Annotated in this window: 12 protein-coding genes; 8 read left to right on the top strand and 4 right to left on the bottom strand. The window is 33.9% G+C overall.

The window, feature by feature from the left end:
* The first annotated feature begins 77 nt into the window (after positions 1-77).
* The 3 genes from QL232_RS23155 to QL232_RS23145 all read left to right on the top strand — a co-directional run bounded on the left by QL232_RS23155 (position 78) and on the right by QL232_RS23145 (position 3,579).
* Entirely contained in the window at positions 78-1,148 is a 1,071-nt protein-coding gene (locus QL232_RS23155; protein WP_168884720.1) for a UDP-glucose--hexose-1-phosphate uridylyltransferase, read from the top strand.
* Between the two features lie 258 nt (positions 1,149-1,406).
* Positions 1,407-2,444 (top strand): UDP-glucose 4-epimerase GalE, encoded by a 1,038-nt coding sequence (gene galE, locus QL232_RS23150; protein WP_281615946.1) that lies wholly within the window; start codon positions 1,407-1,409, stop codon positions 2,442-2,444.
* A gap of 85 nt (positions 2,445-2,529) precedes the next feature.
* On the top strand, positions 2,530-3,579 hold the full coding sequence (locus tag QL232_RS23145; protein ID WP_281615945.1) for an aldose epimerase family protein: 1,050 nt from the start codon (positions 2,530-2,532) through the stop codon (positions 3,577-3,579).
* A gap of 409 nt (positions 3,580-3,988) precedes the next feature.
* Here the strand turns inward: QL232_RS23145 and QL232_RS23140 are convergent, their stop codons facing one another.
* Complete coding sequence (locus QL232_RS23140) at positions 3,989-4,441, bottom strand: hypothetical protein (protein WP_281615944.1); 453 nt, start codon at positions 4,439-4,441, stop codon at positions 3,989-3,991.
* A gap of 557 nt (positions 4,442-4,998) precedes the next feature.
* Here QL232_RS23140 and QL232_RS23135 point away from each other — a divergent pair.
* Positions 4,999-6,336, top strand: coding sequence for a hypothetical protein (locus tag QL232_RS23135; RefSeq protein WP_281615943.1), 1,338 nt, complete (start codon positions 4,999-5,001; stop codon positions 6,334-6,336).
* Positions 6,337-6,581: 245 nt separating this feature from the next.
* On the opposite strand, the gene QL232_RS23130 is transcribed toward QL232_RS23135, so the two are convergent.
* Positions 6,582-8,093 (bottom strand): membrane dipeptidase, encoded by a 1,512-nt coding sequence (locus tag QL232_RS23130; protein WP_281615942.1) that lies wholly within the window; start codon positions 8,091-8,093, stop codon positions 6,582-6,584.
* Positions 8,094-8,328: 235 nt separating this feature from the next.
* Between QL232_RS23130 and QL232_RS23125 the strand changes: the two genes are divergently transcribed.
* Positions 8,329-8,787: an NfeD family protein gene (locus tag QL232_RS23125; RefSeq protein WP_168884713.1), complete on the top strand. Its 459-nt coding sequence runs from the start codon at positions 8,329-8,331 to the stop codon at positions 8,785-8,787.
* Between the two features lies 1 nt (position 8,788).
* On the top strand, positions 8,789-9,727 hold the full coding sequence (locus QL232_RS23120) for a stomatin-like protein (RefSeq protein ID WP_281615941.1): 939 nt from the start codon (positions 8,789-8,791) through the stop codon (positions 9,725-9,727).
* Positions 9,728-9,793: 66 nt separating this feature from the next.
* On the opposite strand, the gene QL232_RS23115 is transcribed toward QL232_RS23120, so the two are convergent.
* On the bottom strand, positions 9,794-11,002 hold the full coding sequence (locus QL232_RS23115) for a hypothetical protein (protein ID WP_281615940.1): 1,209 nt from the start codon (positions 11,000-11,002) through the stop codon (positions 9,794-9,796).
* A 213-nt stretch (positions 11,003-11,215) separates the two neighbouring features.
* The gene (locus QL232_RS23110; RefSeq protein WP_168884710.1) at positions 11,216-11,779 is read right to left on the bottom strand and encodes a dihydrofolate reductase family protein; all 564 of its coding nucleotides are present in this window, start codon (positions 11,777-11,779) and stop codon (positions 11,216-11,218) included.
* Between the two features lie 186 nt (positions 11,780-11,965).
* On the opposite strand from QL232_RS23110, the gene QL232_RS23105 reads away from it, so the two are divergent.
* Complete coding sequence (locus tag QL232_RS23105; RefSeq protein ID WP_281615939.1) at positions 11,966-12,409, top strand: hypothetical protein; 444 nt, start codon at positions 11,966-11,968, stop codon at positions 12,407-12,409.
* Between the two features lie 161 nt (positions 12,410-12,570).
* Positions 12,571-13,890 carry an amidohydrolase family protein gene (locus QL232_RS23100; RefSeq protein WP_281615938.1) on the top strand — a complete coding sequence of 440 codons (1,320 nt, stop codon included), beginning with the start codon at positions 12,571-12,573 and terminating at the stop codon, positions 13,888-13,890.
* Positions 13,891-13,923: the final 33 nt, after the last annotated feature.

Genomic DNA, 13,923 nt, shown 5'->3' with positions numbered 1-13,923 from the left:
TTAGACAAATAGTTAGTTCGGTGAGGCTACAACCTCGCTGAACTAACCTACTAAAAGACTTAAAAGACCTTACAAAAATGGAATTCAATTTCGAAGATCATCCACATAGAAGATACAACCCTTTAACAGGTGAATGGATTCAGGTTTCTCCGCATAGAGCGAAAAGACCTTGGCAAGGACAAGTTGAGAAGATTGAGGAAGAGCAGCGTCCTGAACATGATCCTGATTGTTATTTATGTGCGGGTAACACCAGAATTGGTGGCGAAGTGAACCCTAATTATACTGATACTTATTCATTCCAAAATGACTTTGCTGCTTTATTAGAAGATATTCCTTCTGGTGAAGTAAATGAGCACAATGGATTGTTTAGAGCTAAAAGTGAAAGAGGTCTTTGCAAAGTAATCTGTTTTTCTCCACGTCACGATTTAACTATTCCTGAAATGGAAGTAGGTGGAATTCGTAAAGTGGTAGACTTATGGTGTAAAGAATATGCTGAACTTGGAACGAAATCATATATCAACCACGTTCAGATTTTTGAAAATAAAGGTTCAGTAATGGGCTGTTCTAACCCTCACCCTCATGGTCAGATTTGGGCACAAGAATCAGTTCCATTAGAGCCAGCTAAAAAAGCTGAAAACCAAAAAACATATTTTGATACATATGGTAAAACATTATTGTCAGATTATGTAACTGAAGAAATTAAGCAAGGTACTCGTGTCGTATATGAAAACGAACACTTTGTAGCCCTTGTACCTTATTGGGCAGTATGGCCATTCGAAACAATGATTGTTCCTAAGAGAGCTGTAGCTAGAATTACAGATCTTACAGAAGAGGAAAAAGATGCTTTCGCAGATGCTTATAAAGCACTGACAGTAAAGTATGACAACATCTTTGAAGTTTCATTCCCATACTCAGCAGGTATCCACCAAGCTCCAACTGATGGAGAAGACCACCCAGAGTGGCACATGCATATGTGCTTCTACCCTCCTTTACTACGTTCAGCAACAGTAAAGAAGTTTATGGTAGGTTACGAGATGCTTGCTAACGCTCAAAGAGACATTACTGCAGAAACTGCTGCTGCTAGAATTAGAGAGCAATCTCTAGAACACTACAAGCAGCGTTCTCTGGTTGAAGATAACAATCGTTAGTTAGTAGTTTAATTGAAGCAAATCATAGTTTATTTCTATGATTTGCTTTCTGTTCAAAAAGACATTTTTAGTGTATAAGTAAGCATCCTTGGTGTTTTGGATGTTTGCAGTGTGGCGATCTTATGAAGGGAAAAAGGAAAACATCACTTTATCATTTTTTAATGGTTTAACAATGCATTAAACTGTATTGTATAGTGATGTTTTCGTTTCCCAACATTAATTTTAGATTTCAAACGAAAACAACAACTAATAAAGACCATGAAAAAGAAGATTTTAGTAACTGGAGGATTAGGCTATATTGGCTCTCATACTTCAGTTGAATTAATTAATAAAGGATTTGAAGTTGTCATTGTAGATAACTTATCCAACTCTGAAAAAGGTGCATTAGACGGAATTGAGAAAATTACAGGTGTAAGACCTTCTTTCTACGAATTCGATTTATTGGATAGCGTTCAACTGAACGACCTTTTTGCAAAAGAAAACCTTGATGGTATTATTCACTTTGCTGCCTCAAAAGCAGTTGGTGAATCTGTAGATAAGCCTCGTTTATATTATAGAAATAACCTTCAAACGTTATTAAACCTATTAGACATGATGGTAGAGCATGGTGTAGATAACATCGTATTCTCTTCTTCATGTACTGTATATGGTCAGCCAGATGTATTGCCTGTGACAGAGCAAACACCTGTTCAACCTGCTTTATCTCCTTATGGAAATACAAAACAAATCTGTGAAGAAATTCTTCGCGATACAGTAAAAGCTGATGCCAATGTTAAAGCGGTTGCTTTACGTTACTTCAACCCAGTAGGTGCTCATGCTTCTGCTGAAATTGGAGAGTTACCATTAGGTGTACCTCAAAACTTAATGCCTTTCATTACTCAAACAGGTGTAGGTAAAAGAGAGCAATTGAGTGTATTTGGTAGCGATTATGATACTAAAGATGGTACTTGTATCAGAGACTACATCCATGTAGTCGACTTAGCACAAGCTCACATCGTAGCCTTGAACCGTATGATTGAAAATACTCAAAAGTCTGAGTACGAATTCTTCAACGTGGGTACAGGTACAGGATCTACTGTATTAGAAGTGATTCAATCTTTTGAAAAAACTTCTGGTCAAAAATTAAACTATAAAATTGTAGACCGTCGTGAGGGTGATATTGAAAAAATCTACGCTGACACTACATTTAGTAATAAAGAACTTGGCTGGAGCTCTGAGAAGACTCTAGACGACATGACTTCTTCAGCTTGGAAGTGGCAATTGCACTTAAAAGAAAAAGAAGCAGCAACTGTATAACTCAAAAAGGGAGGCTTTGACCTCCCTGTATATATTCTTCTATGAGACAACATTGGCTTGTCTCTTTTTTGTATGAAATGACATTATGGAAACTGTAGCATTAAAAAAAGAAAACTGGGGTACACACGAAGGCCAAGAAGTCTTCTTGTACACACTGACTAACGCTCTAGGATCAGAGTTACAAATTACTAACTATGGTGGTATCATGGTTAGCTTTAAAACTGCTGATAGAGAAGGAAACTTTGCCGATGTTCTTCTTGGTAAAGACTCTTTAGCTGATTACTTAAAAGACAATGGCTGTTACTTAAGTGTAATTGCAGGTCGTTATGCCAACCGTATTTGTAAAGGACAATTATCGGTAGAAGGTAAAGATTACCAATTGGCTATCAATAATGGTGAAAACTTCCTACATGGTGGTGCTAAAGGTTTTGATCAAAAAGTTTGGGATGTTACCGAGGAAGCTGATCAATCGATTACTATTTCTAGAGTAAGCCCTGATGGTGAAGAGAATTTCCCTGGTGCTGTAACGGTTTCAGTTAAATTTACTCTAACTAACGAAAATGAAATCGTATTAGAGTATAAAGCTACTACTGATAAGACGACAGTAATTAACTTTACATCTCACCCTTACTTTAACCTAAAAGGTGAAGGTAATATTGAAGATCATGAGTTAACATTAAACTGTAAGTACTTTACTCCTATTGATGAGACTTGTATTCCTACAGGTGAAATCATTTCTGTAAAAGGAACTCCGTTTGATTTTACTTCACCAAAACTAATTGGTAAAGAGATCGATGCCGATTATGAGCAAAATAGAATTGGTGTAGGTTATGATCATAACTTAGTTATTGATAAGCCACTAGGAGAGTATGGACTAATTGGTGAAGCATATGAGCCTGCTTCTGGTAGATTCTTACAAGCTTACACCACTGAGCCAGGTGTACAATTATATACTGGCAACTGGCTAGAAGGTGATATGGGTAAGAACCAAACACCTCATATCAAACGTCAGGGTTTCTGTATGGAAGCACAACATTACCCTGATTCTCCAAATAACCCTCACTTCCCTTCAACTGAATTGAAGCCGGGTGAGACTTATACTCAGAAAACGGTCTACAAATTTTCCGCAAAGTAGTTTGTAGTTTGTTATATAGCTAAAGAAGAAGAGGCCGTCTCATAACTCGTTTATGAGTCAGCCTCTTTTTTCATATCTCAACTTTTTTCACTTCTGAAGCCTAAAGTAAGATTTCAAGTAATACTCTTTGTAATTGAAGTGAAAATGTAAAGAATATCAGTTGATTTAATTCTTTTTTGAGGTTCCTAGTATATTTCAAGATATTCATAGACAAGAAGACCAACCCAAGTTTTACTTCGATTTTATCTAGACCTTTCATGAAGAACACCTTGAACCCTTTATTTCCTTTTAACTGACCGAACATTTGTTCTACTTCAGTACATCGTTGTTTTCTCTGTTATTTTACCTTTAAAAGAAATGTGCTGTCCCATCGGACAGACTAAATAATTTTATCATTCAATTATCATGATTACTTGATGATGACTCCATCCCAATCAACGTAACCATTTTCATCACTGAAAATTACGGTTCCATTGTAAGAGAAACTTGAAACGTAACTATATGTCATTTCATCAACTATTTCTACAGAGATTTCATCAATCACTTCATCAGAAAGTTTTAGATAACAGCTCCCATATTTTTTTGAGTCGTCGAGATTTTTTTCACCTTGAGCCAGGATTGAAATTTTATACACCTCTTTACCGTTTTCTTCCCACTTATAGATTTCCATTTTTCCATCAATGTCCGAAGACCATTCCCTTGTAACTTCTTTTGTAAGTTGAATATCTTCATACAACCCAATATCCCCATGTTTAAAACTTAATGGATTGTCAGGGTTCAACAGATCAACACCTTCTTTAGATTGAATTGAAAAAGAAATGATGACGTCCGGACCCGGAATACTTTCATGTTGTACTTCCATTTCGGTGTCTTTATGACAAGCTGTACAAAAAAGAATTGCTAAAAGTAAAAAGTTTAGTTTGAGCAAATGTTTAAAATTGAAGTTCATCTTCTATTTAATATTTATAAACCTACTTCCATTTATAGTCTGGCTTAGTATATTCTGACTATGAGCTATTAATTATTTAAAAGTTATGAATAGATAAACAGCTGTTTTGCTTTCAAAGGAATTAATAGTTATTTGAATTATAATGCAATTATATATTGCATAATTTTAATTTTAAAGAATTTATTATTGTTGTTTGAATTATTAATAATTAATTAATGTATAGCTGTTTTTTAAAAATCACTCAACTAAATCCCATGTTTACCCCACCCTCTTCTGGAAAACCATCGATTTACTTTTATGAATAAGATAGGCAAATTTTGAATTTAAACAACCCGACGGTTCCTTCGTACAAGTGCGTCTTTTTGGAGACGATTACTACTTAAGGGCAGAGAGTTTGGATGGGTACACCCTCTTTTTTATTCTATACACTCTTCTTATCTTTACTTATTACTTGAGCAAACATTACTAAGATGACTATTGTACGACTAATTCTAATTCCACTTCTTCTATTTATCACAATACCCTCCTTCTCACAGGCTGTATTTACAAAAGGTAAATTGATTACTAAAGACTCAACAATTGAGGGATATATAAAAATAAAAACGGTAAAAAAGCCTACAAGTACGCATGCAACAAATAGAGAAATTAAAAAAACAGGGAGGTATAAAACAGTAAGCTATACTATTGGTGGGGCCAATCCGAATACATATTCTTACTTGATTCCTTTGGGTGTAATTGAACAAAACATTCTATATAAGAAAAGAATTACAGACCCATCAAAAAAGTATCCAATAAAAGTAGTAAAAGCAATAGACTATGATAGCTTAGGTTATTTTCAAACTATCCATCTCAATGAATTACACAGTGGAATGACATTTACTGATTTTTATGAGGTTCCTTCTCGAGATGATTACTACAAAGTATACAAGGGAAAGAAGAATGTCTTTGTACATGAAGAAGATAAATTTGATCCCAACCAATTTAAATACATGGCAAGAAGGATTGTCAAAGGAAATATAACTGCCTACAAAACAAGATATGATTACGAAGAATACCTTATTCTTGAAAAAGATGGAGAAGAGAAATCTGCAAAATTTGAAGTGGATCAGTTAAAAAAGTTACTTCTCCATTATTGCACTGGTGACTCCTTGTTAAGAGGGCAAATTCATTTTGTAAAAGAATATCATGATAGCACAATCATACAATTACTTACTGAATACAATCTAAAATTTCCTAAGGCAGAAGAGAAGAAGCCACAATACATCAAAGGGACATTAATAGGTGAAAACTACACCAAGAAAGGGTTTATTACCTCTCCAAAACATATTTTTTTTGATGATACCGCCACTTACGGTTTAAGTAAAGCAGGCTTTGAACATCAGTTATTCTTTACAGATAGTATTCACCTTCCTAGTGCCAGTATTTACGCATACGATAAAATCTCTTTTCAGGCAGATAATGGTAATTATTATGGATGGGTAAGAGTACCTATTCAAGGGAAAAATATTGATCATATTCAAAAGGAGAAAAAAGAAAAGATAGCTATTTTCCTACCTAGGATAATCGATGGAGAGGTTGAAGTTTTTATGACTGAGGTTAATGGTAAACATCGATTTGTCATTAAAAGAGGTAGCAGAGATGAGTTTTTAACTACATATAAATCCACCTATAAACGGATTCTAAAGATGTTTTTGTATGATGATCAAGAAATACTCACAGAAATTCATAAGAAAAAAGGCACCTACAAAATGGAAGAAATTTTATCATTGATTCAACGATTCAATGCTAGAAAAGAATCCATTAATTAGTAATACAAAAACAGCCTCAGAACAAATTTCCGAGGCTGTCAAATTCTTTACATCTTTAAACTATCATCATCTCAACAAAGCATTATCGATATGGGCAAAAAATCATCGATATAAAAAAATCGTTTTTGGGTTATCTTAAATCACTATTAATTGAACTACACTATAGTATACTATGGTGACGTAGATCAACTTTTTATAAACCGATTATTCTATTTCATATTCCGGTTTTCTTCACTTTTAATACTTTAGTTGAGATAATTAATATTTAGAAAATCTCGAACATTAGTATAAAAAACTCCCCGCATTAAAGAGGCTATTGTTTCTCCTTTCGGAATAAAAATCTCTTCATCGGTGTGGATTCTAAGTTGCTCGAAATGCTGAACAAGATAATTCTCAAAATATTCAAAGTAAGCGACAGTCGGACAAACTACAATTGGGCGAATAATACCATCATAATCCGAACCGATACATACACATTTCCATGCATTTTCATGGCCCATCTTATGAATGATATATAAAAGATTATCCAGAAATATAGCTGAATGAATCGCCTCTTTTCTTTCTATCGGCTTCAATGATTTCCAATATTCATACCCAAAGTTGTTTATCAATATCGCTTTTATTTCTTCAACATATTGATCGTTCCTTACTCCCAAAATCCTCTGGTCCAAAGAAATACCAATCATGCCTTTAGATTCCATGATTATTTGTAATTCTTCATCACAAAGATTGATTTCCCAAGGATTAAACCTTCTGTACTTAGATTTTTTTATTTCATTAAATGCATTGCCTACAGTTAATGCGTGCTCCTTATTTTCCATTCCACTTACACCAACATGAGAAGCGATGATAGGTGCATAAATTGTAGATGGGGTATCGGAATGGTCTAAAGGGTTGGGCCCCTTCTCTTTAAGCATCTTATAGTATTCATATCTGGCTTCAATATGTAGATGCTTAACATCAATCAATATGCGTTTATGCCTTGAGTGATCTATACATTGATTGATAATTCTTTTACCATAAATGCTTATTGGCTTCGATGGTTTTTCCAATAAGTCCATTAATGGTATTCTGATATAATTAAAAATTCCAGGCATAGGCAATGCCCAACTTTGTTTGAAAAAAGAATTATTAGTAAGATGACAAAGGGTTAATGAGAATATGGGTAGATTTCTCTCGAATTGTATATGATGGAGATTTTTTAATACTTCTTCTGCCAATTCTTCTTCAGTACATCCCATGGGTAAATCACTTAAAGCATGTATGCCTTCTATACTCAGAAAAAGTTTTGTGATTTGTTCATCTTCTACTTCTTCTTTTGTCACAGGTATTAGTGCTTTCCTCGATCCATTTACCAAACATGTTGGATATTCTTTTCGATAATTGTTTCCTTTCTTTAAAGACAGGATCGTTTCGATTTCTCTATTTAATAATGAAAATGCATATACACCTTCTTGTACCCAATTTCTAAGTGTTTTCATCTGAAAACCACAAATCAATTTACTCATCAACCTATTAATAAACGTCCCTGAAGCAAACCGTTCTACTGGGTGCAATGCAATCACAGCAATTTTTACGTTTGTATCGATCAATAAAGATAGACTAGATTGGTCATAGCGGTCTCCTGAAGCTCTTTTTTGGCTATGTTTTGTAGGGTTATAATCTAAGGTGTCCCAGATGCTCTGTCTCCCTTTTTGGCCCTTATTTACTAGATGTTTTAGAGATAGATGAAGATGAAAGTCTGCAAATTTTTCCATTCAATAAACTTCAGAAGGTAAATAATCATGTTTTCTGAGTTTGTTTATTGGATTAGACTTTTTGATCTTATTTAAGCTTAAAATGAAAACTACATTCTTAGCACTTTGTTTTTATTACATTAGAAATATCCCTATTTTCGATGTTTACATTTTTTCAACAATACAAACCCAATAATTAAACAACTCGTATATATACAATATAATAATTCTAAACCTGACTATATCAAAAACTAAAATGGAACTTGAAACTCTACTAAGTAATCCTACATTAATATGGTTTTTAATTGGGCTACTACTGTTACTCATCGAATTCATCGGACCAAATCTAGTCTTTATTTTCTTTGGAATAGGTGCATGGATTACATCATTGGCTTCTGTGATTTATACACCATCAACAGATTTTCAAATAATCCTTTTTATCCTTTCGTCAATAGTGCTTCTTATCACATTAAGAGGACAATTGAAAACACGATTTTTTAAATCAAAAGTAAAGGAAGAGCACTTCTTAATGGAAGAATTTATTGGTCACCAAGCCAAAGTTATTGAAGATATTAAAGACAAAAAACCTGGGCAAGTTGAATTCAAAGGTACTGTTTGGACTGCAGAGTCTGACCAGCATATCAGAAAAGGTCAAATCGTCGAAATTAAAGGAAAAGCAAGCATAATACTCAAAGTTGAATTAATTCAAAACTAAAATGGAAATAAGCACAATTATCTATTCCGGAATTGGAGTTTTTATACTCTTAGTCTTACTAAGGTATATCAAAGTAGTTCCACAAAGATCTGCATATATCATCGAAAGGTTGGGAAAATACCGAGGTACTATTCAAGCAGGTTTTCACATCCTCATCCCATTTTTTGATAGAGTTGCCTACAAACATTCTCTTAAAGAACAAGCTATTGATGTTGATTCGCAAAGCTGTATTACTCGAGATAATATCACCGTAGAGGTAGATGGGATCTTATACATTCAGATTTTCGATCCTAAAAAGGCTTCTTATGGTATTGAAGATTATAAATTTGCCGCTATACAACTTGCTCAGACAACCATGAGAAGTGTAATTGGTAAAATGGAACTTGATAAAACCTTTGAAGAAAGAGATAACATTAATACCACTATTGTTACAGCCGTTGATAAAGCCAGTGACCCTTGGGGAGTAAAAGTGAGTAGGTATGAGGTAAAAAACATAACACCTCCACAGAGCATAAAAGATGCGATGGAAAAGCAGATGCGAGCTGAAAGAGAAAAAAGAGCAATGATTGCTGAATCTGAAGGCGAAAAGCAAGCAAAAATCAATGTGGCTGACGGTGACAAACAAGAATTGATCAAAAGATCTGAGGGTGAAAAACAAAAAAGAATCAATGAAGCAAAAGGTAAAGCTTCTGAGATTGAAGAAGTAGCTAATGCAACCGCAAACGGTATTAGAGCAATTTCTGATGCGATCAGTTCTCAAAACGGTCTTGATGCGGTTAATTTAAGAATTGCCGAACAATACCTTAATGAATTCGGTAAACTCGCAAAAGAAAATAATTCAATGATTATTCCTTCTGACTTGGCTAATATTTCGGGCATGATTGCTACTGCAAGCTCAGTATTTAAAAACTCCCAGAATAAGAGTGAAGACAAAAAATAAATTTTAAAACAAAACAAAGGGCAATCCAATAGATGAGTTGCCCTTTGTTTTATACAGCTACTACCTTTAAAAAGGAATGTGCGAAGATATAGTATTGTATTCCGTCACGCCATAAGTAAATGATAGATTGTCCAAATACGATGGTATTTCTGGGTGTTCCATACCATCGCTATCTACGAAAGTATCATTATAGAAACTCACCTGACCCAAATACGTTTCATCTCCATCATATACATTAAATTCAACATCACTGTTCTGCACATATTGATCAGCAATAGTTCTTCGTAAAATTAAATATAATTCATCGTCACCATCCTCTACTCTATTATAGAATAGGTGCTCTTTTCCAAAAATGTATAATTCGGCAGTATCAAGAGCAAAATTAGTGTCGACATAATAGTCATCTTGGTGAAATCTACTCTTCAAAAGTTTCTTCTTCTCCCCATAATAGATATCATAATCTCCCTTTTCAGTAGATGTTGTATCTGAACTAACATTGACAACAAAATGATCCTCAAAGTACTCAAACCTTTTGATGTAACTTTTTCTTCTAAAATCCTGAGATACATATTTAATCTCACTAAACCTTTCTTGATTATCATAAGTATAGTCATATCTGTAACCATACTCTCCTGGGATTTCAACTACAGAGACATTGTTTTGCCCATTATATGAAACATAACCATCATACGGAATGGGATAATTTTGCTCAAATCTGTCAATACCTAATGCCACTGACTGACCGCTTTCATTGTAAAATATCAATGAAAATTTTCCTCCATGTGTTTCATATAAAATACGGTTGTATGGATCATCACTATATCTTGAAGTTTGAGTGATGTCCGTAGATGAATTAATGAAAGTAATCTTGTGGGATAAATCACTAAACTCATAAGTTAATGCTAAACTATACCCTGTTTCATTAAAAGTCACATTTGTAGATAAAACAGAATCATACTCATCCGTTAAATGTTCAAATGAGATAATGTCTTCGCCGAACTTTCCGAGATGAGGCATCGAAGCAGAAGTCGTCAACAGTTTATTACTATCCATTTCAGAAGTAAGCACATAATTTCCTCCAAAGCATCCTCGCATTATTTTATTGAAGGACAGTGAAAAAGTTTGTGTGTTAAAAAGAGGCTTCTGAGGTTCCTCCTCTTCTTCTTCAATTTCTTCTTCGATCTCAATTTGTGGTATTACCTTCTCTTCTTCACATGCAAATAGTAGTGCAGATAAGGCAAAGACCAATAATAGTTTGTTTAAAAGTAATTTCATTAGAATAAAAAAAGAGTTCGCTAAATAATAGTTTACCAAATAAATATAATATGTTTCTGATAGTTAGAAAAGTAACAACAAATACATGGGTAAAATAGAATCATAATCAGAATAAATTCGATAATTACTTATTCTGTATTACTAATTAAAAAACCTTAGATCTCATTTAAATTAGAAATCTAAGGTTAGATATTTATTTATCTTGTCAGTTTATTAATCGTAAACTACATCATACTTTACTTGTATAAAATCGTTGGCAAATGCTTTTGCTTCCGCATTTCGTAACTGAATATGTTGATTGGTCTTTCCAAACAAAGGGATCCCCTCACCTAATAAAATAGGTGCTCTAGAAATCGTCATTTCATTAATTAAGCCTAAATTTAGAAAAGATTGGATTGTTGACCCTCCATCAATATATGCATGCTTATAACCTTCTGATGCTAATAAGTTGATGAGATCGAGTATATCACCTGAATACATCTCCACCTTACCTTTAAGATTTTCGGGAGCCTCTTTCAAGGTATTGCTCAGTGCAAAAATTCTTGTACTGCCATATGGCCATTGTTCCTCAGTAAGATTAAAACTGGAGATGACTTCCATACATTTTCTGCCCATGATCATACAATCGACTGATGAAATATATTTCTGGAAACCCATATCTGCATCCTCTTTTAAATCTGCATCTGGATTACCAGCAGTATGTAACCAATCTACGCCACCTTCTAGTGTTGCAATAAAACCATCAGCACTTGTGGCTATATATACAGAACATTTCATTTTCCTTGAACTTTTAAATGGATTAATAGTTATGTAATTGACAATTTAATGAATTAAATAAAAGTTCTCTTACAAATCTAGTAGGTATAAATATTCAGTTTTGACGAAAGAATATTACTATTTATGAATTAAGAAACTACCCAAAAATTATTAATGTATCTTCGAAGTAATCAATTCAACAACACTATGGCAACTAGAAGTGAAATCATTAACTATGTAATCACTGAATTTAGAAAGTCTATTAATGAATTTTATAAAGACAGTGAAGAATCAATTAAGAATACAATTGATACCAATGACACCAAGCTCTACGAGAATAATACAGAGGATGATATAACCAATATCACAATTGCAAGTGATAGTATTGATATCCTCACAAACAATATAAAAACCCTCGAAAAGGCCTTGGATATGGAAAATACCAACGTAGAGGTAAGAGGAGGATCTGTAGGAGATACAGGCCAAATGTTCTTAATTTTTGGTACTAACTTTCCTCCTATTAAATATGAAGGAAAACAAGTGGTCGGTGTCGCTTCTGATGCCCCTATTTATAAATCACTCCTTGGTAAAAAAGATGGAGATGAAGTAAAAATTGGAACCACAGTAAGCAATCTAAAATTATTAAAATAATATCCAGAGGTTATAGTCTTCAAATACTATAACCTTTTTTGTGTGCTATACTTTTTCAACTTTAACGATAATCTATAACACCTTGATCATTTTCTCTATATGATTTGAGAGGTCAACCATGACATTTGTAGTGTAATCAATTAGAAATCAAACTATAAATCATGAAAAACCTTTTAATATTCATGTGCTTAGTATTCAGCACTCAACTTTTCGCACAAAAAAATATCATCATCAGAAATGTGAATGTTTTTGATGGTAAAAATGAACAATTAAAAATAGGTGTAGATGTATTGATTCAAGAGAATATTATACAAAAAATTGCAAAAGATATCGCAATTGATTCTTGTGAAGTGATAGATGGTCAAGGGAAAACTTTAATTCCTGGTCTGACAGATTCACATACCCATATCATGTGGAATGACAATATTGAATATTTAGTTTATGGTGCGCCTGAGGGATATTCAGGAGTGTTAGCTGCAGTAAATGCGAGAGAAATGTTGATGAGAGGATTTACTACTATTCGAGATGTTGGAGGTCCATCTTTTGGATTAAAACAACTCATTGATGATGGTGTTACTCCAGGACCTAGAATCTTACCATCAGGAGCATTTTTATCTCAAACATCTGGTCATGGTGATTATGATCCCAAAGAATGGTATTTATCGCCTCATTTTACAGGACAAATAGACAAAGCCTACTTGAGAGGATGGACGATTATTGCTGATGGAGTTGCAGAAACTCAAAAAGCTACTAGGGATATTCTTAGAGGTGGAGCGGCTCAAATTAAAGCTTTTGGAAGTGGATCGATCACTGGTGCTCATGATCCTATTGATGTTACTGAATATACTATTGAAGAATTAGAGACGATCGTAAAAGAAACGGATAAATGGGGTACCTATGCAACAATTCATGCCTACTCTAATGAAGGGGTACAGAATGCTATAAATGCTGGTTTCCAATGTGTAGAACATGGGTTATTTGCCACAGAAGAAACTTTCCAAATGATGAAAGGTCATGATGTGTTCTTATCAACACAATTCCTTGCTTTTGGGCTGACTCCAAAGCAAGCAGGTCTAGAAGATGAAGCTGCAAAGAAATATTTAATAGCACAGGCAAGTGCAGAAGAAGGATATAAAAGAGCGAAGAAAATTGGTGTGAAAATGAGCTGGGGTACTGATGCGTTAGGTTCTTTGGATATCCAACGTATGCAAAGTCTAGAGTTTAAAGCTAGAGCAAAGTATTTCACCGGTTACGAAATTTTGCTCCAAGCCACATCTTACAACGCTGAATTATTTGAAAGAAGTGGTGAAAGACACCCCTATAAAGAAGCTAAACTTGGAGTTGTTGAGCAAGGAGCCTATGCTGATTTACTTATCGTTGATGGTAATCCGTTAGAAGACATTACATTATTATCTGAACCGGAAAATAACCTTCTATTCATTATGAAGGATGGTAAGATCTTTAAAAACATTTTGCCTTAAAATAGCATCATAAACTATCAAATACTACTAACG

The sequence above is a fragment of the Flammeovirga sp. SubArs3 genome (assembly GCF_947387565.1).
GTDB lineage: Bacteria > Bacteroidota > Bacteroidia > Cytophagales > Flammeovirgaceae > Flammeovirga > Flammeovirga agarivorans.
Note: the sequence above shows the minus strand (reverse complement) of the source record. Positions and strands in the feature narration are given on the sequence as shown.

What these genes read in the sequence shown, in the direction of transcription:
- QL232_RS23135 (WP_281615943.1), top strand. Translation starts at nt 4,999, where the DNA reads ATGACTATTGTACGACTAATTCTAATTCCACTTCTTCTATTTATCACA.
- QL232_RS23115 (WP_281615940.1), bottom strand. Translation starts at nt 11,002, where the DNA reads ATGAAATTACTTTTAAACAAACTATTATTGGTCTTTGCCTTATCTGCA.
- QL232_RS23100 (WP_281615938.1), top strand. Translation starts at nt 12,571, where the DNA reads ATGAAAAACCTTTTAATATTCATGTGCTTAGTATTCAGCACTCAACTT.
- QL232_RS23120 (WP_281615941.1), top strand. Translation starts at nt 8,789, where the DNA reads ATGGAAATAAGCACAATTATCTATTCCGGAATTGGAGTTTTTATACTC.
- QL232_RS23155 (WP_168884720.1), top strand. Translation starts at nt 78, where the DNA reads ATGGAATTCAATTTCGAAGATCATCCACATAGAAGATACAACCCTTTA.
- QL232_RS23145 (WP_281615945.1), top strand. Translation starts at nt 2,530, where the DNA reads ATGGAAACTGTAGCATTAAAAAAAGAAAACTGGGGTACACACGAAGGC.
- QL232_RS23105 (WP_281615939.1), top strand. Translation starts at nt 11,966, where the DNA reads ATGGCAACTAGAAGTGAAATCATTAACTATGTAATCACTGAATTTAGA.
- QL232_RS23130 (WP_281615942.1), bottom strand. Translation starts at nt 8,093, where the DNA reads ATGGAAAAATTTGCAGACTTTCATCTTCATCTATCTCTAAAACATCTA.
- QL232_RS23140 (WP_281615944.1), bottom strand. Translation starts at nt 4,441, where the DNA reads ATGGAAGTACAACATGAAAGTATTCCGGGTCCGGACGTCATCATTTCT.
- galE (WP_281615946.1), top strand. Translation starts at nt 1,407, where the DNA reads ATGAAAAAGAAGATTTTAGTAACTGGAGGATTAGGCTATATTGGCTCT.
- QL232_RS23110 (WP_168884710.1), bottom strand. Translation starts at nt 11,779, where the DNA reads ATGAAATGTTCTGTATATATAGCCACAAGTGCTGATGGTTTTATTGCA.
- QL232_RS23125 (WP_168884713.1), top strand. Translation starts at nt 8,329, where the DNA reads ATGGAACTTGAAACTCTACTAAGTAATCCTACATTAATATGGTTTTTA.